Source organism: Modestobacter lacusdianchii, from assembly GCF_054177765.1.
Genome location: NZ_JBJJTJ010000001.1, coordinates 281767 through 301891, shown reverse-complemented (window position 1 = coordinate 301891; position 20125 = coordinate 281767). Strand labels below are relative to the sequence as shown.

Annotated in this window: 20 protein-coding genes; 13 read left to right on the top strand and 7 right to left on the bottom strand. The window is 75.1% G+C overall.

All coding sequences use genetic code 11. From position 1 onward, the window contains the following. The first annotated feature begins 96 nt into the window (after positions 1-96). The 3 genes from ACJTNH_RS01425 to ACJTNH_RS01415 all read left to right on the top strand — a co-directional run bounded on the left by ACJTNH_RS01425 (position 97) and on the right by ACJTNH_RS01415 (position 1787). Positions 97-1224 (top strand): baeRF2 domain-containing protein, encoded by a 1128-nt coding sequence (locus ACJTNH_RS01425; RefSeq protein WP_458172461.1) that lies wholly within the window; start codon positions 97-99, stop codon positions 1222-1224. Positions 1225-1288: 64 nt separating this feature from the next. Then, positions 1289-1546 (top strand): DUF2795 domain-containing protein, encoded by a 258-nt coding sequence (locus ACJTNH_RS01420; protein WP_458172459.1) that lies wholly within the window; start codon positions 1289-1291, stop codon positions 1544-1546. A 25-nt stretch (positions 1547-1571) separates the two neighbouring features. Further along, positions 1572-1787 (top strand): hypothetical protein, encoded by a 216-nt coding sequence (locus tag ACJTNH_RS01415; protein WP_458172477.1) that lies wholly within the window; start codon positions 1572-1574, stop codon positions 1785-1787. Positions 1788-1823: 36 nt separating this feature from the next. Here ACJTNH_RS01415 and ACJTNH_RS01410 read toward each other — a convergent pair whose 3' ends face one another. After that, on the bottom strand, positions 1824-2846 hold the full coding sequence (locus tag ACJTNH_RS01410) for a LacI family DNA-binding transcriptional regulator (RefSeq protein WP_458172457.1): 1023 nt from the start codon (positions 2844-2846) through the stop codon (positions 1824-1826). 98 nt (positions 2847-2944) lie between these two features. Here ACJTNH_RS01410 and ACJTNH_RS01405 point away from each other — a divergent pair, with 98 nt between their 5' ends. Beyond that, positions 2945-3370, top strand: a complete 426-nt coding sequence (locus ACJTNH_RS01405) for a ChaB family protein (RefSeq protein ID WP_458172456.1) — start codon at positions 2945-2947, stop codon at positions 3368-3370. A gap of 18 nt (positions 3371-3388) precedes the next feature. Next, positions 3389-4150, top strand: coding sequence for a potassium channel family protein (locus tag ACJTNH_RS01400; protein ID WP_458172454.1), 762 nt, complete (start codon positions 3389-3391; stop codon positions 4148-4150). Between the two features lie 7 nt (positions 4151-4157). On the opposite strand, the gene ACJTNH_RS01395 is transcribed toward ACJTNH_RS01400, so the two are convergent. Both ACJTNH_RS01395 and ACJTNH_RS01390 read right to left on the bottom strand, forming a co-directional pair. Continuing rightward, positions 4158-5480, bottom strand: a complete 1323-nt coding sequence (locus tag ACJTNH_RS01395) for a M24 family metallopeptidase (RefSeq protein WP_458172452.1) — start codon at positions 5478-5480, stop codon at positions 4158-4160. 61 nt (positions 5481-5541) lie between these two features. Further along, on the bottom strand, positions 5542-6705 hold the full coding sequence (locus ACJTNH_RS01390; RefSeq protein WP_458172450.1) for a diguanylate cyclase: 1164 nt from the start codon (positions 6703-6705) through the stop codon (positions 5542-5544). Positions 6706-6862: 157 nt separating this feature from the next. On the opposite strand from ACJTNH_RS01390, the gene ACJTNH_RS01385 reads away from it, so the two are divergent. Both ACJTNH_RS01385 and npdG read left to right on the top strand, forming a co-directional pair. Continuing rightward, positions 6863-7051 carry a hypothetical protein gene (locus ACJTNH_RS01385; protein WP_458172449.1) on the top strand — a complete coding sequence of 63 codons (189 nt, stop codon included), beginning with the start codon at positions 6863-6865 and terminating at the stop codon, positions 7049-7051. A gap of 112 nt (positions 7052-7163) precedes the next feature. Next, positions 7164-7859: an NADPH-dependent F420 reductase gene (gene npdG, locus ACJTNH_RS01380; RefSeq protein WP_458172448.1), complete on the top strand. Its 696-nt coding sequence runs from the start codon at positions 7164-7166 to the stop codon at positions 7857-7859. A 184-nt stretch (positions 7860-8043) separates the two neighbouring features. On the opposite strand, the gene panB is transcribed toward npdG, so the two are convergent. Together panB and ACJTNH_RS01370 are read right to left on the bottom strand one after the other, a co-directional pair. After that, positions 8044-8874, bottom strand: a complete 831-nt coding sequence (panB, locus tag ACJTNH_RS01375; RefSeq protein ID WP_458172447.1) for a 3-methyl-2-oxobutanoate hydroxymethyltransferase — start codon at positions 8872-8874, stop codon at positions 8044-8046. Further along, positions 8871-10724 (bottom strand): NAD+ synthase, encoded by a 1854-nt coding sequence (locus tag ACJTNH_RS01370; protein ID WP_458172446.1) that lies wholly within the window; start codon positions 10722-10724, stop codon positions 8871-8873. The genes panB and ACJTNH_RS01370 overlap by 4 nt, the downstream gene beginning before the upstream one ends. A 169-nt stretch (positions 10725-10893) precedes the next feature. Here ACJTNH_RS01370 and ACJTNH_RS01365 point away from each other — a divergent pair, with 169 nt between their 5' ends. Then, positions 10894-12243, top strand: a complete 1350-nt coding sequence (locus ACJTNH_RS01365; protein ID WP_246625831.1) for a glutamine synthetase family protein — start codon at positions 10894-10896, stop codon at positions 12241-12243. Between the two features lie 46 nt (positions 12244-12289). On the opposite strand, the gene ACJTNH_RS01360 is transcribed toward ACJTNH_RS01365, so the two are convergent. Then, positions 12290-12733, bottom strand: a complete 444-nt coding sequence (locus ACJTNH_RS01360) for a hypothetical protein (protein ID WP_458172445.1) — start codon at positions 12731-12733, stop codon at positions 12290-12292. Between the two features lie 129 nt (positions 12734-12862). Between ACJTNH_RS01360 and ACJTNH_RS01355 the strand changes: the two genes are divergently transcribed. From ACJTNH_RS01355 to ACJTNH_RS01335, 5 genes are all read left to right on the top strand, one after another. Continuing rightward, positions 12863-13594 carry a type 1 glutamine amidotransferase gene (locus ACJTNH_RS01355; RefSeq protein ID WP_458172444.1) on the top strand — a complete coding sequence of 244 codons (732 nt, stop codon included), beginning with the start codon at positions 12863-12865 and terminating at the stop codon, positions 13592-13594. Between the two features lie 3 nt (positions 13595-13597). Further along, positions 13598-16702, top strand: coding sequence for a bifunctional [glutamine synthetase] adenylyltransferase/[glutamine synthetase]-adenylyl-L-tyrosine phosphorylase (locus tag ACJTNH_RS01350; RefSeq protein WP_458172443.1), 3105 nt, complete (start codon positions 13598-13600; stop codon positions 16700-16702). Positions 16703-16707: 5 nt separating this feature from the next. Then, on the top strand, positions 16708-17328 hold the full coding sequence (locus tag ACJTNH_RS01345) for an FMN-binding negative transcriptional regulator (RefSeq protein WP_458172442.1): 621 nt from the start codon (positions 16708-16710) through the stop codon (positions 17326-17328). 29 nt (positions 17329-17357) lie between these two features. Further along, positions 17358-17693, top strand: coding sequence for a CDGSH iron-sulfur domain-containing protein (locus ACJTNH_RS01340; RefSeq protein ID WP_458172440.1), 336 nt, complete (start codon positions 17358-17360; stop codon positions 17691-17693). A gap of 108 nt (positions 17694-17801) precedes the next feature. Then, positions 17802-19076, top strand: coding sequence for a hypothetical protein (locus tag ACJTNH_RS01335; RefSeq protein WP_458172438.1), 1275 nt, complete (start codon positions 17802-17804; stop codon positions 19074-19076). A gap of 17 nt (positions 19077-19093) precedes the next feature. On the opposite strand, the gene ACJTNH_RS01330 is transcribed toward ACJTNH_RS01335, so the two are convergent. Then, entirely contained in the window at positions 19094-20107 is a 1014-nt protein-coding gene (locus tag ACJTNH_RS01330; protein WP_458172437.1) for an iron-containing redox enzyme family protein, read from the bottom strand. Positions 20108-20125 lie beyond the last annotated feature (18 nt).

Genomic DNA, 20125 nt, shown 5'->3' with positions numbered 1-20125 from the left:
GGGTCGCACGCGTGGGTAGGCCGCGACGACGCACTGCCCGGGGCTGAGCCACGGCCCCGCCCGTTCTCCCGAACCCACGAAGGATCTCCCCGTCCCATGGACGTGACCTTCCTGCAGCCGGTCTTCGCCACCTCCGGCCCCTACGCCACGGTCTGCGCCGACATCACCCACAACACCGAGAACGCCGACACCGAGGTGGGTCTCCGGGTCCGCGCGGTGGGCGAGCAGCTGGCCGAGCAGGGCGCGCCGGAACAGGTCGTCGACGCGGTGCGCGAGCGTCTCCTGCAGACCAACGACGGCGGGCAGCTCGCCACCCTCCGCGGCCGCGCTCTGATCGTGGCCGCCGACGGCTCGGTCGTGCTGGACGAGGTCCTCGCCGACGCACCGCGCGACCCCGTCGCCCGCTGGTCGCCCGACCCCGACCTGATGCCGGTGCTCCGGCAGCTCGCCGGCCGCGTGCCCCACGTGGTCGTGTTCGCCGACCGGATCGGCGCCGACGTCGCGGTGGCCACCCTCGCCGGTCACGCCGAGGACCGGGACACCATCGAGGGCGACGGCTTCCACGCCCGCAAGGTGAAGGTCGGCGGCTGGGCACACAACACCTACATGCACACCGCGGAGAACCAGTGGGAGGCGAACGCCGGCCAGGTCGCCGACGAGCTGCACTCGCTGGTCACCCGGGACAAGGCCCAGTTCGTGCTGGTCGCCGGTGACGTGCGCGCCCGGCAGCTGATCAGCGACAAGGCCAGCAAGGAGGTCGGTGACGTCCTGGTCTCGATCGAGGAGGGTGGCCGGGCCGCCGGCGCCGACCGGGAGGTCGTCGAGCGACGCGCCGCCGAGCTGGTCGCCGAGCACGAGGCACACGAGCAGGCCCAGGCGGTCGAGCGTGTGCAGGCGGCCTCGGCCCACGGCCTCGCCGTGACCGGGACGGCGCTGGTCGTCGAGGCGCTGCGCAAGGCGCAGGTCGAGACCCTGGTGCTCGCCGACCAGCTCGACGACGAGCAGCTGTTCACCGGCCCCGACCCGCTCCAGCTCGGGGTGGGCGCCGACGACGTGGCCGCACTCGGGGTCGGTGACGCCCGGCGCGTCCCGGCCGACCAGGCCCTGCTGCGCGCCGCCGTGGGCAGCGATGCCGCCGTCGTCGTCGTGCCCCGCACGGCCATGCCCGGCGACATCCCGGTGGCCGCCGTCCTGCGCTACACCGACGACTCCACGCCCAGCTGACCCCGGTCAGCCTCCCCCGACACCGGCCGCGACGCGGCCGCACGAGAGAACGGAGCACCACCTCATGACCGACCCCCACCAGCCTGCGACGTCCCCGGGCACCGACCCGTCCGACATCGAGCACCGGGCCGCCATCGCCGAGGCGCTGGGCAAGGAGGTGTGGCCGGCCGACAAGGACACCCTCGTGGCCAGGGCGCAGGAGTCCAACGCGCCCGACCGGGTGCTCGCCTCGCTGAACCGGCTGCCGGCCCACGCCGAGTTCGCCAACGTGCAGGAGGTGGCCGAGGCCCTCGGCATCTCCACCGAGCAGCACCGCTTCTGAAGAAGGGCAGGCAGCCGTGCCCGACATGAAGGACCCCTCGCCCGAGGCGATCGCCAACGTCACCGAGCACAACGTCGAGACCCGGGCGCAACTGCTGCCCGAGGAGCGTTCCAGCGGGCCGAGCGCCGACCCGGAGAAGCAGGCCGCGGTCATCCTGGCCGAGTCCGAGGAGCGCACCGTGCACGCCGACCCGGACGACGCCCAGGGCGGTCACCGGCAGTCCTCCGACACCGCCGACTGACCCGCAGCGCCGACCGGTCCGCACCGCCCCGGGGGCTCAGCGCCCCCGGGGCGGTGCGGTGCTCTCCCGGACCACCAGCGCCGTGGCCAGCTCCAGCCGCGGCACCTCCAGCTCCTCACCACGGACCAGCCGCAGCACGGTGCGCGCGGCCAGCGCGCCCATCTCGGCCAGCGGCTGGTGCACGGTGGTCAGCGGGGGAGACGACCACCGGGCACCCGGGAGGTCGTCGAAGCCCACGACGCTGACGTCCTCGGGCACCCGCAGTCCCCGCTGTCGCACCGCCTCGTAGGCGCCCAGCGCCATCTGGTCGTTGGCCGCCACGATCGCCGTCGGCGGCTCGGGGTGGTCCAGCAGCTGGGCGCCGAGCCGGAACCCCGACTCGTGGTCGAAGTCGCCGACCAGCACCAGGTCCGGGTCGACGGTGAGCCCGGCCGCCTCCACCGCGGCGCGGTGCCCGTCCAGCCTCGCGCGGCTGGCCAGCAGCGCGGGGATGCCGGCGATCACCCCGATCCGCCGGTGCCCGAGCCCGATCAGGTGCTCGGTCGCGCTGAGCCCACCGGCCCAGTTGGTGGCGCCGATCGTGGGCACGTCCATGGCCGGGACGCCGGCCGGGTCGATGACGACCGCGGGGACGTGCAGCCGGCGCAGCTCCGCGGCCAGCGTCGGGTCGACCTCGTTGGTCACCAGGATCGCCCCGTCGCTGGCCCGGCCGGCCAGGTTGTCCAGCCAGCTGCGCGTGTCACTGGCCCGGCGGTGGATGGCGGTGACCACCGTGCCGACCCCCTCCGCGTGGGCAGCGTCCTCCACGCCCCGGATGATCTCCACCGCCCAGGGGCTGTCCAGGTCGTTGAACACCAGGTCGATCAGGCGCGCCGTGGTGCTCGTGCGGCCACCCCGGCGGCGGTAGCCGTGGTCGCGCAGCAGCTGCTCCACGCGTTCCCGGGTGTGCGGGGCGACGTCGGAGCGCCCGTTCAGCACACGGGAGACCGTGGGCACGGAGACCCCGGCCTCCGCCGCGATGGTCGCGATCGTGACCCCGCGGGCCTGGGTGTCGGTCACTGGGTCCTCCTCATCCGGCCGACAGCCTAGGGCGCGAGGGGGCAGTGCATGGTGCCCGTGCCCGCCGGGTAGGCCGGGCAGCGACGAGAGGAGCCGTCATGCCGAAGACGACGAAGAACGGCGACGCTGAGCAGGACGAGATCCCCAGCACCCTGCAGCGTTCGGACGAGAAGGCCCAGCGGACGTTCGCCAAGGCGCACGACTCGGCCGCTGAGGAGTACGGCGACGAGCAGCGCGCCAACCGGGTCGCGTGGGGCGCGGTCAAGCACACCCACGAGAAGGTGGGCGACCACTGGGAGCCCAAGGACCACAAGGGGCCCAGCGACCAGCAGTCGGCCGAGGGCAACGCCGGCACCGACCTGGACAGCAAGGGCGGGGTCGACGCCAACGCCTCCAAGGCCCACCTCTACGACCTGGCCAAGGACGCCGGCATCGAGGGCCGCTCGACGATGGACAAGGAGGAGCTGGCCGACGCCCTGCAGCGGTCCAACGACCGGAAGACCGCCGAGGCCCGCGAGAAGTGACCCGGCCAGACTGATCGGGTGACTCGGGAGGACCTGCGCCGGCGCTACGAAGAGGTCAGCCAGTGGCCGCTGGTGGTGCTGGCCCTGCTGTTCGTGGCGGCCTACGCCTGGGGGGTGCTGCGGCCGGACCTGCCCGGCTGGCTGCGGGCCACCCTGGGGGTGGTCACGCTGGTGACCTGGCCGGTGTTCCTGGCCGACTACCTGCTCCGGCTGGTGCTGGCCGAGCAGCGGTGGCGGTTCGTCCGGCAGAACTGGATCGACGGCGTCGCCGTGCTGCTGCCGCTGCTGCGGCCACTGCGCATCGTCAGCCTGGTGCGGGTCGCACGGGTGCTGGACCGCCGGCTCACCACGACGCTGCACGGCCGGGTCGCCGCCTACGTCACCCTCACCGCCTCCCTGGTGGTCTTCATGGCCTCGCTGGCCGCCTACGACGCCGAGCGCGGTGCCCCCGACGCGCAGATCACCAGCTACGGCGACGCGGTCTGGTGGGCGCTGACCACGATCACCACGGTCGGCTACGGCGACGAGTACCCGGTCACCACCGAGGGCCGGCTGGTCGCCGGGCTGCTGATGGTCGGTGGCATCGCCCTGCTGGGTGTGGTGACCGCCGCGGTCGCCTCCTGGTTCGTCGGCCGGGTCGCCGACGCGGCGCGGGCCGAGGACGACGCCGCGGACGCCGCGGCCGACGAGGCGATGCGCGCCGAGGTGCGGGCGCTCACCGAGGAGGTGCGCCGGCTGCGCGCCGAGCTGGCCGCCGGCGGGCCGCCGCCCGCCGGCTGACCGCCCGTCAGGCGGAGGGGATGAGGATCAGCTCGGTCTGCCGCTGGTCCAGGTACTCCACCCCGGCCGCGGTGAGCGCGATGCCCTGCTCCAGCGCCATCCGCACCAGCTGGCCGCCCCACTCGGCCACCGGCACCCGTACGCACAGCTCCAGGGCGTAGACGGTGTCCGGGTGCACGGCAGCCTGCCCCGCGCCCGGGACGCCGTCCTGCTGGTCCCACATGCCGATCGCCGGGCCTGCGCCGTGGCCGTGCACCCCGACCGGGTGGGAGTAGACGTCGCCGTCGATGCCGGCCGCGGCCGCGGCGGCGCGGGCCGCGGCGAGCACCTCGTCCCCGGTGCGGCCGGGGCGCAGCTCGGCGGTGGTCAGGTCCTGCATGCGGTTGCCGACGCCGAGGGCGGCGACCAGCCCGGCCGGCGCGGCGGTCTCCCCGGGGCGCAGCACGTAGGCGTTGCGCTGCGTGTCGGTCATCAGACCCAGGCTCGACAGCCCGACGTCGCAGTGCACCAGGTCGCCGGGTGAGACGACGGCGTCGTAGGGCACGCCGGGCAGCACGGTGCCGCGCTCGTCGGCCAGGGGGCTGCCGGCCCGCTGCAGGCCGACGGTGGGCTGGAACCAGGGGTCGACGCCCAGGTCGGCGAAGCGCTGGCGGATCCACCAGGCGACGTCCAGGGCGGTGGTCTCCCCGACGGTGATCACGGCGGGGGAGAAGGCCTCGTCGATCACCTCGTGGACCAGCCGGTTCATCGCGTGCAGCGCGCCGATCTCCTCCGGCAGCCGGGTCTCCAGCCAGCCGACGGCCAGCTCCTCGGCCGACACCAGCTTCTCCGCGTGCGGGCCCAGGGCCTGCACCAGCAGCTCGTGCTCGGTGTGGGAGAGCCCGTCGGCGTGGGCGAACACCCGGGAGACGTCGACCCCGATGGTGCGCGGTGCGGCCTGGTCGACGAACCGGCGCACCGCGGCCCACTGCGCGTCCTCGGCCGACAGCCCCTGCTGGTCGTCGGCCTCCCAGGCGGGGAGGAACTGACCGACCGGGTACCGGGAGACGGCGACCGCGGTGACCCCGTCGTCGCTGCGGTGGAACATCAGGATCGTGCGCCGCCGGGCGGACAGCCAGGTCGCGGGCAGCAGCGTCGGGAGCACCGGGTCCTCGTTGTACTCCCGGCCGATGACCACCCACAGGTCGATCCCGGCCCGGTCCATCAGACCGGGGAGGAGGTCCAGCAGCCGCTGGGTGAGCCAGCGGTCACGGACGTCGGCCTGGTCCCGGAGGGGGAGGGGCACCGTGCGGGTGGGGTCCGGGGTGGCGCGCTCGGTGATCACGGTCATGCAGGCAGGAAAGCAGACCGCCGGCCGTCCCGCTCGGAGTGATCCGGCGGTGTCCGGCAGGTCAGGCCATGCCCCCGGCGGTCGGGTGGGAGCTGCCGACCCGGCGGAACGGGACGACCGTGCTCCCGGCCACCACGACCCGGTCGCGGCCTCCCTGCTTCGCCTGGTACATCGCCGCATCGGCCCAGTCGACCAGCCGCCACAGGGCGTCGGTGGGGTCCTCGCCGTCCGCCGGGCCGGTCAGCGCCACCCCGATGGAGACGGTCACCTGGTGCTGCTGGCCGACCACGCTGCCCTTGACCGCCAGCCGGAGCCGCTCGGCCAGCCGGCGCGCCTCGCTGGGGTCGGCGACCAGGCCGAGCACGACCAGCTCCTCGCCGCCGGTGCGCGCCAGCACGTCCGGGGGGCGCACGGACGCCGCCAGCGCCGACCCGACGCTGCGCAGCACCGCGTCGCCGACGGCGTGACCGAACTCGTCGTTGAGCCGCTTGAAGTGGTCCAGGTCGAGCACGAGGGCACCCACGCGCTGGCCGTCGCGGCGGGCCTGGCGCCAGATGCGCGGGGCGTGGTCGACCAGCGAGCGGCGGTTGGCCAGCCCGGTCAGCGGGTCGGTGGAGGACATCTCCTGGGTGACGGCCAGCAGCCGCTGCACCCGGCGGCGCAGCAGGAACACCCCCAGCGTCGCGACGTCGAGGGTGAGGGCGCTGACCGCGACGTGCACCAGCAGCGACACGGTGTCCGGGTAGCTGCCGACCAGCACGACCCAGCAGGCCGCGACCACCGCCAGCATGTGCACGGCCAGGCCCCGGGTGTCCAGGAACCAGGCGGCCACGAAGCAGCAGAACAACAGCATGAGCGGCGGCGCGTGCCGCAACGGGTCGGCGGTGGCCCAGGCGAGCAGCACGTAGGTGGCGTCCCCCAGCAGCACCAGGACGGCGGTCGACGTCTCCCCGGCGCGCTGCCGGACCACCAGCGCCAGGGCCAGCAGCAGGCAGGCCCCCAGCGCACCGGCGTAGAGCGGGCGGCTCACCCCGTCGCGCAGTGCGCCGTCCACGAGCAGGTTGATCGACCCCAGTGCCGCGCCGGCGCAGAACAGCGCGGCCAGGCACCAGGCGACGAGGCGGTGCTCGCCGCCCGGGCGGGGCAGGTCGTGCAGCGGCCTGGACCGCTCCCGGTGCCGATGGCCCGTACCGGGCCGTTGCGCCCCCACCATGCGCAGCAGCATGCCGCAGCCCGGCCGCCGGCATAACCGGCTGAGGCACGCCATTTCCGGAACCCGCGCCCCTGCCGGGGCGGGTGGGGCACCTGTGGCCGGAGGGGCGGGTGGGCCACCCGGGTGCCAGGCTGGACGTGCCCGTGCACCCACCGGAGGGAGAGCGACGTTGACCCAGGGGCCCTGGTACTTCTGCCTGAAGCACCACACCGTCGAGGACCGGGACGGCTGCGCCGAACGCCACCGCCTCGGCCCGTACGCCACCCGAGCCGAGGCCGAGTCGGCGCTGCAGAAGGTCGCCGAGCGCAACGAGCAGCAGGACGCCGCCGACCAGGCGTGGGAGGAGGGCCGGCGCTGATCCGCTGCCGCGGCACCGCCGGCCACCGACCCGATCGGCCGGGTCGCGGCCGCCGGGGCATGATCCTCGGCAGAGGCGTGCCCGGCAGGGCGCCCGAGGGACTGGAGGGGTCGTGACGGACGGACGTGCGGTGGAGGACCTCGTGGTCGGCGTGCTCGGGGGCACCGGGCCGCAGGGCCGCGGGCTCGCGGTGCGGCTGGCCGCCGCCGGGCAGCGGGTGCTGCTCGGCTCCCGGGACGCCGAGCGCGCCGAGCAGGTGGCGGCCGAGGTCGCCGTCCGGGCCGGTGCCGCGGCCGGCGGGGTCGAGGTGTCGGTGCGCGGTGGGTCGAACACCGACGTCGCCGGCGCCGCGGACCTGGTGGTCGTCGCCGTCCCCTACGCCGGGCACGCCGAGACCCTCGCCGAGCTGGCCACCCCGCTGGCCGGCAAGGTCGTCGTCGACTGCGTGGTGCCCATGGGCTGGGACGAGCTCGGCGCCTACGTGCTCGACGTCGCCGAGGGCAGCGTCTGCCAGCAGGCCGCCGTGCTGCTGCCGGACAGCTCGGTGGTCGGTGCCTTCCACCACCTGTCCGCGGTGACGCTGGAGGACCTCTCCACGCCCACCCTGGAGGGCGACGTCATGGTCGTCGGCGACGTCCGGGAGGCCACCGACCTGGTGCAGGCGCTGGCCGGGCGGCTGCCCGGGATGCGCGGGGTCTACGCCGGCCGGCTGCGCAACGCCCGCCAGGTCGAGGCGCTGACGATCAACCTGGTCTCGGTCAACCGCCGCTACAAGGCCCACGCCGGCATCCGCATCACCGACGTGTGACACCGCGACCCTCCGGGCCGCACCGCGGCCAGGAGCCGTCCCCGGTTCGGCTGAGCTGTGTCGTGGCCTGACGGCGGGAGGCATCCGGCCCCCGCGCCGCCCTGCCACAGCGGCCGCACGGCCGCGGACGTCCCCGGCTCAGCGGCCCCGGGGTCGGGACCTGGCCGGGGACGCCCGGAGGTCGTCAGTCGAAGGAGTGCTCGGGGCCGGGGAAGACGCCGTCGCGGACCTCGGTGGCGTACTCCTGGGCGGCGCGCAGCAGCTCGCCGCGCAGGTCGGCGTACTTCTTGACGAACTTCGGCACCCGGCCGGCGGTCATCCCGGCCATGTCCGGCCAGACGAGCACCTGGGCGTCGCAGTCGGCGCCGGCGCCGATCCCGATCGTGGGGATGGCCAGCTCCTTCGTCACCTGCCCGGCGACCTGCGCCGGCACCATCTCCATGACGACGGCGAAGGCCCCGGCCTCCTGCACGGCGTGCGCGTCGGCGAGCAGCTGCTCGGCACCGGCGCCCCGGCCCTGCACCCGGAAGCCGCCGAGGGCGTGCTCGCTCTGCGGGGTGAACCCGATGTGCGCCATCACCGGGATGCCGGCCTGGGTCAGCGCCTGGATCTGCGGGGCGACCCGCACTCCGCCCTCCAGCTTGACCGCCTGCGCGCCGCCCTCCTTCATCATCCGCACCGCGGTGTCGAAGGCCTGCTGCGGACCGGACTCGTAGCTGCCGAAGGGCAGGTCGGCCACGATCAGCGCCCGCTTCGTCGAGCGGGTGACCGCCTTGGTCATCAGCAGCAGGTCCTCCACCGTCACCGCGACGGTCGAGGTCTGGCCCAGGACGACGTTGCCGGCGGAGTCGCCGACCAGCAGCACCGGGATGCCGGCCTCCTCGAACACCTGCGCCGCGTAGGTGTCGTAGGCGGTGAGCATCGCCCACCGCTCCCCGCGCTCCTTGGCCTTCTGCAGGTGGTGGATGCGGACCCGGGCGGTCGAGCCGCCCCCGTAGAGCACCGACTCGGTCATGCGCCTGCTCCTTCGCGGACGCTGGGCAGGCTCTCCCGCCAGCGGTTGGTGATCGGCAGCCGGCGGTCCCGGCCGAAGGCCTTCAACGAGATCTTGGTGCCCGGTGCGGACTGGCGGCGCTTGAACTCGGCCAGGTCGACCAGCCGCAGCACCCGGGCCACCACCTCGGGGTCGTGGCCCCGATCGAGCAGCTCGGCCATGCCGAGGTCGCGGTCGACGTAGTCGGTGATCACGGCGTCCAGCTCCTCGTAGGAGGGCAGCGAGTCGCTGTCCTGCTGGCCGGGGGCGAGCTCGGCCGACGGCGGCTTGTCGATCGAGTTCTGCGGGATCGGCTCCACCTGCCCGTGGTCCCGGGCGTAGGAGTTGCGCCAGCGGGCGAGGTCCCAGACCAGGGTCTTGAGCACGTCCTTGATCGGGGCGAAGCCGCCCGCGGCGTCCCCGTAGAGCGTCGAGTAGCCGACGGCGACCTCGCTCTTGTTGCTGGTGGCCAGCAGCAGGTGGCCGTGCTGGTTGGACAGCCCCATCAGCAGCGTGCCGCGCACCCGGGCCTGCAGGTTCTCCGCGGCCACCCCGGTCAGCTCCACCGAACCCCGGTAGGCCTCGACCATCGGCGCGATCGGGACGACGGAGTAGTGCATGCCCAGCCGCTGCGCGGAGTCCGCGGCGTCGCTGAGCGAGTGCTCGCTGGAGTACTCGCTGGGCAGGCCGACCCCGTGCACCCGGTCGGGGCCGAGCGCGTCGACGGCGAGCGCGGCGACCAGGGCCGAGTCGATCCCGCCGGACATGCCCAGCACGACCGAGGGCATGCCGTTCTTGTCGATGAAGTCCTTGAGCCCCAGCACCAGGGCCCGCCAGACCTCCTCGCAGTCGGTCAGCGGCTCGGCGACCGTGCCCGGCCGCGGCTCGTAGGGGGCGACCGGGGCGTCGGAGACCAGGTGCCGGGTGACCGTCATCGGGCCGAGCCGGCCCTCCCGCCGCTCGGGCACGGCCGCCGGGTCGATCGTCAGGTCGACGGTCAGCAGGTGCTCGACGAACTGGGGGGCGCGGGCCAGCAGCTCGCCGTCGGGGGAGACGGCGAGCGAGTCGCCGTCGAAGACCAGCTCGTCCTGCCCGCCGACCTGGTTGCAGTAGACGATCGTGGCCCGGGCCTCGGCGGCGCGGCGCTGCACCAGCGGCAGCCGCAGGTCGTCCTTGGCCCGCTCGTAGGGGGAGGCGTTGGGGGAGACGACCAGGTCCACCCCGGCCTGTCCGGCGACCCCGCACGGGCCGCCCTCGACCCACAGGTCCTCGCAGATGGTCAGCGCCACGTCGACCCCGTGCAGCCGGACGACCGGCAGCTCGGTGCCGGGCACGAAGTAGCGGGCCTCGTCGAAGACGCCGTAGTTGGGCAGGTGCCGCTTGTGGTAGCGGGCCACCACGGTGCCGCCGTGCAGCAGGGCCGCGGCGTTGCGCGGGGCACCCCGGCGGGGGTTGGCGTCGCCGGGGGAGTCGTCGGCGTCGGTCGGTGCCCGGTCCACCGGCGCCGGCCCGCTGCCCTCGGTGTGCGCCAGGTAGCCCACGACGACGGCGGTGCCGCCCAGGCCCACCGCGGCCAGCGTGGCGGCCAGGTCGACCAGCGCCTGCTCGCTGGCCCGGGCGAAGGACTCCCGCAGCACCAGGTCCTCGGCCGGGTAGCCGGTCAGGGTCATCTCCGGGAAGACCACGAGGTGCGCGTCGCGTGCGGCCGCCTGGCGGGTCCGGTCGACGACCAGCTCCGCGTTGCCCGCCAGGTCGCCGACCCGGGTGTCCACCTGGGCGAGGGCCACCCGCAGCTGTCGTGCCGACTCCGCCGTCCGCTGCTGATCACTCACGCACGAGAGTCTGGTCGGCGCCCCCGGGTGTCGGCCAGGCGGGGAGCCGCGCGGTGCCGGCCGGCCGGTCGCCCGCAGGACCCGCCCGACCTCCTGCCTGCTTCCACCGGCTCGCCGGAGGAGGCAGGCTGAGGGGGCCGTAACACCCTCGTCACGACCGGAGTGCAGCATGACCGCCATGGACCGCCAGCAGGAGTTCGTCCTGCGCACCCTGGAGGAGCGCGACATCCGCTTCGTGCGGCTGTGGTTCACCGACGTGTCGGGCTACCTCAAGGCCGTCGCCGTCGCCCCGGCCGAGATCGAGGCGGCCTTCGCCGAGGGGATCGGCTTCGACGGCTCGGCGATCGAGGGCTTCGCCCGGGTCTACGAGTCCGACATGCTGGCCAAGCCCGACCCGGCCACCTTCCAGGTGATGCCCGGCTCCCGGGGGCAGGCGAGCGAGACGGCGCGGATGTTCTGCGACATCACGCTGCCCGACGGCTCACCGGCCTGGGCCGACCCGCGGCACGTGCTGCGCCGGGCGCTGGCCAAGGCCGCGGACATGGGGTTCACCTTCTACACCCACCCCGAGATCGAGTTCTTCCTGCTCAAGGACCTGCCCAGCGACGGCAGCCCGCCCGAGCCCGCCGACGTCGGCGGCTACTTCGACCTGTCCACGCACAACGTGGCGCACGACTTCCGCCGGGAGGCGGTCTTCGCGCTCGAGGCGATGGGCATCTCGGTGGAGTTCAGCCACCACGAGGTCGCCCCCGGCCAGCAGGAGATCGACCTGCGCTACGCCGACGCGCTGTCGATGGCCGACAACATCATGACGCTGCGGCACGTCGTCCGGGAGGTCGCGCTGGCCCAGGGCGTGCACGCCACCTTCATGCCCAAGCCGTTCACCGAGCTGGCGGGCTCCGCGATGCACACCCACGTGTCGCTGTTCGAGGGCGACCGCAACGCCTTCTCCGACCCGGCCGACCCGATGCGGCTGTCGACCACCGGCAAGCAGTTCATCGCCGGGCTGCTCACCCACGCCCGGGAGATGACCGCGGTCACCAACCAGACGGTGAACTCCTACCGGCGGCTGCTGGCCGGCACCGAGGCGCCGACCGCGGCGACCTGGGGCCGGGCCAACCGGTCGGCGCTGGTGCGGCTGCCCTCCTACAAGCCGAACAAGGGCAACTCCGCCCGGGTCGAGGTGCGGTCGCCGGACTCCGCGTGCAACCCCTACCTCACCTTCGCCGTGCTGCTGGCCGCCGGCCTGCGTGGCATCGAGAAGGGCTACGAGCTCCCGCCCGAGGCCGAGGACGACGTCTGGTCGCTCACCGACACCGAGCGCCGGGCCGCCGGCTACGAGGACCTCCCGGTCTCCCTGGGCGAGGCGCTGACCGCGATGCAGGGCAGCGAGCTGGTCGCCGAGACCCTGGGCGAGCACGTCTTCGACTTCTTCCTGCGCAACAAGTGGGAGGAGTTCAACTCCTACCGGCAGAACGTCACGCCCTTCGAGCTCAAGCGCTACCTGCCGGGCCTCTAGCCGTGACGGCCCCCGCCGCCCAGCCGGGCGGCGGGGTGGCCCGGGGTCAGGGGCAGGGGTCGCCGGCCGGCACCGCCGGGACGCTCACCTGTCCTGTCGGGGTGCCGTCGCCGAGGTAGATCTCGCCGACGCCGCAGACCTGCCAGTCCGGCCCGACCTCCCGACCCCAGGCCCGCGCGTCGTACACCTCGACGAGGGCCCCGGCCGCCTCCAGCGCCGGCACCGCCTCCCCGACGGGCCGGCCGGCGACCTCGGGCAGCGGCCCGTCGACGTGCGAGGTGGGCGTGGGCAGCAGCACCTCCCTCGTCGGAGCGGAGGTGGTGGCCGTCGGTGCCGTCGACCGGGCCGCCGGGGTCCCCGCCGCCGCGGAGCCCGCTGCCTGGTCCGTGACGACCACGGTGCCGGCCACGACGGCGGCGGCGAGCACCGCGACGACCCCCCAGCCCAGCCACCGGGCCGGTCCGCGTGCTCCGCTGCGCTCGTCGTCCATGGGGTGCCCTCCTCGTGGTCGGCGGCACGCTACCGGTACGGGAGCCCCGACGGGCGTCCCCGCGACGTGTCGCACGGACGACCGGCGCAGCCCCCGGGAGCCCGGGACGACGCCGTTAGGCTCTGCGGCGTGGCCAGACTGCTCGTCGTCGTCCCCTCCGACACCGACCCGCCGACCCGGCTGGGGGAGTGGCTGCGGGACGCCGGACTCGAGCTGGACGAGCGCCGGCTGTCGACCGGGGAGCCGCTGCCGGGCGACCTGACCGGCTTCGACGGGCTGCTGGTGCTGGGCGGTCCGCAGTCCTCGCTGGACGACGAGGAGACCTCCCCGGAGCTGGTCGGGGTGCGGCACCTGCTGGGCCAGGCGGTGGCCGCCGACGTGCCGACCCTGGCCATCTGCCTGGGCGCGCAGCTGCTGGCCCAGGTCGGCGGGGGCAGCACCCGGGTCGGCGCGGGCGGCCCCGAGGTCGGCGCCACCCTGGTCGCCAAGCGGGACGCCGCCGACGCCGACCCGCTGTTCGGGCCGGTCCCGCTGTCCCCGGACGTGCTCCAGTGGCACCACGACGAGATCGACCGGCTGCCGGCCGGGGCCACCCTGCTGGCCAGCAACCCCCGCTACGAGAACCAGGCCTACCGGGTCGGGCAGCACGTCTACGGGCTGCAGTTCCACATCGAGACCGACGAGGCGCTGGTGCGCCAGTGGGCCACCGGGGACGCCGTGGGCGTGGCGAGCAGCGGGCTGGACGTGCCGACGATCTGCGCCCGGGCCGCCGCGGTCCTCGACGACCTGGCCGAGGTCTGGGCGCCGTTCGCCGCCCGGTTCGCCGACCTGGTGCGCGCCCGCGCCGCGACCGGGGCCTGACCCGTGTCGACCGCCCCGCAGGTCGACGACGAGGTGCCCCGCCGGGCCGTCGTCCGGCTGGTGCGGCTGGGCTTCCACGACGGTGCCCGGGCCGCCCGGCTGCTCGCCTCCCCGGCGCTGGGGCTCTGGGACCTCGACCGCAACGAGCCGGCCGACCCCGAGGCCGCGCCGGTGGTCTCCGCGCTCGCCCGGGTCGGCGACCCCGACCTCGCCGTCCGCTCGCTGACCCGGCTGGTCGAGGCGCTCGACGACGCCGACCCCGACGGCGGCCTCGCCGCGGCGCTGCTGGCCCGGCTGCGGGGCTCGGCCGGGCTGCGCGCCCGGCTGATCGCGGTGCTGGGCGCCTCCGCCGGGCTGGCCGACCACCTGGCCGCCCACCCGACCGACTGGGTCGTGCTGGACGTGGAGGACCGCGCGGCGCCGCGGCCCAGCCCGCAGGAGCTGGAGCAGCAGCTGCTGTTCGCGGTGGGCGCCGACCCCGACGACCCGCCGTGGGGCGTGCGGCTGGGGTCCGCCGCCCCCGACGCGAGCCCGGCCCGGGTGCGCGACCTGCGGCACGCCTACCTGCGGGCCGTGCTGTCGCTGGCCGGCCGCGACCTGGCCGACGGCCTGCCGGCCGACGAGGTGGCCGCCGAGCTGGCCGACATCGCCGGCGCGGTGCTCACCGCGGGCCTCGCGCTGGCCGTCGCCGAGCAGCCGGCCGACGCGGCGCCCTGCCGGCTGGCGGTGATCGGGCTGGGCAAGTGCGGTGGCCGGGAGCTCAACTACGTCAGCGACGTCGACGTCGTCTTCGTCGCCGAGCCGGTGGAGGAGGGCGAGGACGACGCGGCCGCCGTCGCCAGCGCCGCCCGGGTCGCCGGTGCGCTGATGCGGATCTGCGGGCAGGCCGCCTGGGAGGTCGACGCCGCGCTGCGCCCGGAGGGCAAGCGCGGTCAGCTGGTGCGCACCCTGGCCGGTCACCGGGCGTACTACGACCAGTGGGCCAGCACCTGGGAGTTCCAGGCGCTGCTGAAGATGCGCCCGGTGGCCGGTGACCCGGCGCTGGGCCGCGAGTACGTCGACCAGCTGTGGCCGCTGGTCTGGAAGGCCGGTGACCGGCCAGGGTTCGTGGCCGAGATCCAGGCGATGCGCCGCCGGGTCGAGCAGAACATCCCCGCCGCGCAGGTCGACCGGCAGCTGAAGCTGGGTCGGGGCGGGCTGCGCGACGTGGAGTTCAGCGTGCAGCTGCTGCAGCTGGTGCACGGCCGGGCCGACGTCTCGCTGCGGGTGGGCGGCACGATCCCGGCGCTGACCGTGCTCGGCGCGGGGGGCTACATCGGCCGGGAGGACGCCGCGACGCTGGTCGCCTCCTACCGGTTCCTGCGCACCGTGGAGCACCGGCTGCAGCTGCTCCGGCTGCGACGCACCCACCTGCTGCCGGTGGCCGACGACCAGCTGCGCTGGCTGGCCCGCTCGCTGGGCTACAAGCCCGACGACCGCGGCGACTCGGTCGCGGTGCTGCAGGCCGAACTGGCGCTGCACACCCGGGTCGTGCGCCGGCTGCACGAGAAGCTGTTCTACCGGCCGCTGCTGACCTCGGTGGCCCGGGTGCCCGGTGAGCAGCTGGCGCTGGGGTCGAAGGCGGCGGGGGAGTGGCTGCGCGCGCTGGGCTTCGCCGACCCCGACGGCGCGCTGCGGCACCTGACCGCCCTCACCGGCGGGCTGAGCCGGTCGGCGTCGATGCAGCGCTACCTGCTCCCGGTGCTGCTGCAGACCTTCGCCTCCTGCGCCGACCCGGACGCCGGGCTGCTGGCCTACCGCAGGGTGAGCGAGGCGCTGGGCAACGACCAGTGGTTCCTGCGGCTGCTGCGCGACGAGGGGCAGACCGCCGAGCGGCTGGCCGTGCTGCTGGGGTCCAGCCAGTACGTGGCCGGGCTGCTCACCCGCACCCCGGAGGCGATGCGCCTGCTGGCCGACGACGCGCAGCTGGAGCCGCGCAGCGCGGAGGCGCTGAGCACCGCCTGGCGGCAGGCGGTGGCCCGGGCCGGGGACGCATCGGCCGGGGTGCGGGTGCTGCGCTCGCTGCGTCGCCAGGAGCTGCTGCGGATCGCCTGCGCCGACCTGCTCGGCCGGCTCGACGTGACGGGCGTGGGCCGGGCCCTGCACGACGTCGCCGTCGCCACCCTGCGGGCCGGCCTGGACGCCGCGGTGCGCAGCTGGGCCGCCGAGTCCGGCAGCGACGTGGCCGACGTCCCGGTGGACGTCGCGGTGATCGGGATGGGGCGGCTGGGCGGGGCCGAGCTCGGGTACGGCTCGGACGCCGACGTGCTGTTCGTGCACCGGGTGCGGCCCGGGCACGACGAGACCCGGGCCAGCCAGGTCGCCAACGCGGTGGCGCACGCCCTGCGGCGGCTGCTCGGCGAGCCGGCGCCGGACCCGGCGTTCGAGGTGGACGCCAACCTGCGCCCCGAGGGCCGGCAGGGCGCGCTGTCGCGCAGCCTGAGCGCCTTCGCCGAGTACTACCAGCGGTGGGTGTCGACGTGGGAGGTGCAGGCGCTGCTGCGCGCCGCGCCGGTGGCCGGCGACGAGACGCTGGGCCGGGACTTCGTCGCGCTGGTCGACCCGCTGCGCTACCCGGCCGAGGGGCTCACGCCCGAGCAGGTGGCCGAGATCCGCCGGATCAAGGCCCGGGTCGACAGCGAGCGGCTGCCCCGCGGCGCCGACCCGGCCACGCACACCAAGCTCGGCCGCGGCGGGCTGGCCGACGTCGAGTGGACCGTGCAGCTGCTGCAGCTGCAGCACGCCGCGGCGCACCCGCCGCTGCGGGTCACCCCGACGGTGCCCGCGCTCACCGCGCTCGGGGAGGCCGGGCTGCTGGACGCCGGCCAGGTCGAGGCGCTGCGGTCGGCGTGGGAGCTGGCCAGCCGGGCGCGCAACGCGGTCTTCCTGGTGCGCGGCCGGCCCGGTGACCAGCTGCCCCGGCAGGGCCTGGAGCTCAACGGGGTGGCCCGCGCCTGCGGCTACGGCCCCGACGTGGACGCCGGCCAGTTCGTCGACGACTACCGCCGGGTCACCCGGCACGCCCGCACGGTGGTCGAGCGGGTCTTCTACGGCCGCGAGGAGGGCTGAGCACCGTGTACGTGCCCGCGCACTTCACCGCCCCGGACGACGCCCTCGCCCAGCTGCTCGCCGCCCCGGGCGCCGTCGACCTGGTCAGCAGCACCCCGGCCGGGCTCACCGCGACGACGCTGCCGATGCTGCACGACCCGCGGGCCGGCACGCTCACCGGCCACCTGGCCCGCAACAACACCCAGTGGCGGGACACCGTGGGGGAGGTGCTGGCCATCGTCCGCGGGCCGGACGCCTACGTGTCGCCGTCCTGGTACGCCAGCAAGGCCGAGCACGGCCGGGTGGTGCCCACCTGGGACTACGTCGTCGCCCACGTGCACGGCGAGCTGGTGGTGCACACCGACCCCGACTGGCTGGCCGAGCACGTCGCCGCACTGACCGGTGCGCACGAGGCCGGCCGCACCGAGCCGTGGGCGGTCACCGACGCACCGGAGCGGTTCGTCGCCGGGCAGCTGCGGGCGATCGTCGGGGTCGAGGTGCGGATCACCCGGGTCGAGGCCAAGTGGAAGGCGTCGCAGAACCGCCCGGCCGCCGACGTGGACGGCGTGGTCGCCGGGCTCCTCGCCGACGGGGAGGCCGCCACCGCGGCCGCCGTGCAGCGCACCCACCCGGGCAGCCGGGGTTGAGCGGCGTCCCCGCCGGGAACCACGGACCGGTGCCCGAGGACCAGCAGACCACCACCGCCCAGCTCCCGGCGGCCGACGACGTGACCGACGAGGCCGTCCGTGACGAGCCGCCGGCCGACGAGCCGACGGCGACGATCACGCCGTACCGGGACGGTCCGCTCATCGTGCGCGGGGACTTCCGGCTGGTCGACACCGACGGCAACGAGATCGACCCCGGCCGCAGGACGGTCGCGCTGTGCCGGTGCGGGAAGTCGGGCATCAAGCCGTTCTGCGACGGCACGCACAAGCGGGCCGGGTTCCACTCCGGCAGCGCGCCGACCCGACCCCGGCCGGCCGCGCGGATCTTCCGGGAGCACCAGGGCTGACCCGGCCCGCCTCGTCCGGGTCACCGGCAGTTCGCCGTCCGGTCACCCGGTGCACCCCGGCGGGCAGCAGGGTCGGCGGCGACCCGACCCGAACTCCTGAGGTGGCCCGTGCTCCGTCGTCCGCTCCGTCCCGTCTCCGCCGTCCTGACCCTCGGTGCCCTCGCGCTGGTCGCCGCAGCCGGCCCCGCCACCGCCGCGCCGGCGCGGACCTTCGTCCCGCTGGCCACCGTCGAGGTGGGGGGCGAGGTCGCCGAGATCATCTCCGCCACCCCGGACGGGCGCACCGTCGTCTACACCGACTCCGAGCTCGGCCGGATCGGCCTGGTCGACCTGAGCCGCCCCACCGCCCCGCGGGACCTCGGCTCGATCGACGTGGGCGGCTCGCCGACCTCGGTCACCGTGCTCAGCAACGCGCGGTACGCCCTGGTCGCCGTCGACACCACCACCGACCTGACCCGGCCCTCGGGTCACCTGGCGGTCGTCGACCTGCCGCGGCGTGCGGTGGTGCGCACCATCGACCTGGGCGGTCAGCCCGACTCGATCGACGTCGGGCCGAGCGGGGTCTTCGCCGCCATCGCCATCGAGAACCAGCGCGACGAGGACGTCGAGGTCGGCGACGTGGCGGGTGGGCTGCCGCAGCTGCCGGCCGGCTTCCTCTCCGTCGTCGACCTGCGCGGCCCGGTCAGCGCCTGGACCGCCGCCCGGGTCGAGCTGACCGGCCTGCCCGGGGCGGTGTTCGCCGACGACCCGGAGCCGGAGTTCGTCGACGTCGACGGCCGGGACGTCGCCGCCGTCACGCTGCAGGAGAACAACGCCGTCGCCCTGGTCGACCTGGCCCGCCAGCGGGTGGTCGGCTCCTTCTCGGCCGGCACCGTCACCCGCACCGACGCCGACGTCGTCGACGACGACGTGATCGCCTTCGACGACACGCTCGTCGCGCCGCGCGAGCCGGACGCCGTGCAGTGGACGCTGCGCGGCAACCTGGTCACCGCCGACGAGGGCGACCTGGCCGAGGAGCCCGCCGGCGGCCGAGGCTGGACGGTGTTCGACCAGACCGGCACGGTGCTGTACAGCAGCGGCGGGTCGGCCGAGCAGGCGCTCGCCGCGGCCGGCGCGTACCCCGACGGCCGCAGCGACGACAAGGGCGCGGAGTTCGAGGGCGTGGAGGTCGCCCGCATGCGCGGCGTCGACCACACCTTCATCGGCTCCGAGCGCGGGGACGCCGTCCTGGTCTACGACACCGACCGGGACGACGCCCCCGAGCTGCTCCAGGTGCTGCCGGTCGGGAAGGCGCCCGAGGGCCTGCTGGCCATCCCCTCGCGCGAGCTGTTCCTCACCAGCAACGAGGACGACGGCACCCTCTCGGTCTTCGGCCTCCGCTGAGGAGGACCCGGTCGTCGCTAGGCGGCGACCGGGTCCTGCTCGCGCAGCCCGGAGCGGCCGGCCCGCCAGGCGCCGAGCAGGTGCTCCGCGGTCAGCCCGTCCAGTGCCAGGGAGCACTGCGCGCCGAAGAGGACGTCGGCGGCCAGCGACGGGCTCTCGGCGACCAGTGACCCGCACATGTCGACCGAGGCGATCTGCTCGTGCACCGCGTCGGCCTCGACGTGCTCGTCGTAGAAGACGGTGGTGTGCTCGGCGAAGCCGAGGCGGCGCAGCCCCGCGGAGTACCGGCGGCTGGGCTCGGACGACGTCATCTCCACCGCGGCCAGGTGGCCCAGGCACGCGCCGCGGAACGCCCGGTGCAGGCCGAACAGCGACATGGTGTTGACCGACGTGAAGGCCACCGCGGGGGCGTCGTCCCAGAGCGCGCCGTAGCCGGTGTCCAGGTCCAGGTCGGCCATCATCCCGGCGAACAGCTGGCTGTGCATCCGCTCGACCGCGCCGCCGCCGTACTCGTCGGCCTGGATCTCCACCATCGCCGCCTTGGCCCGCCCGCCGATGCGCGGGATCGCCCAGGTGTGCGGGTCACCCTCCTTGAGGTGGTAGACCGACCGCAGGGTCAGGTACTCCCGCCACTGCTCGAGGGTGCCCTCCTTGGCGAGGTACCTGGACAGCGACGGGCCGTCGTCGGCGTCGATGACCGCGGTCAGCTGCTGGTCGACCGGCTCGTCGGTGACCTCGACCGGTGTGACGAGCTCCCGCAGCGCGGCGAGGTGCCGCTGCTCCAGCAGGGCGCGCACCCGCAGCAGCTCCGGTGACCACTCCCAGGCGTCGTCCACGTCGTCGAACCCGCGGTAGTGCAGCTCGTAGCAGATCGCCAGGCTGAGCTGCAGGTCGTCGTCGGTGAGCGGGTCGGTCGCCGACGTGGCCAGCCCCTCGGCGGCGGCGAGCGTGCGGGAGCTGAGGGTCGACCCGGCGGTGAGGTCCGCGCACAACGCGGCGCTGACGGGGCCCCGTGGCTTGGGAAGGCGCATGGCCTCGATCATGCCCAG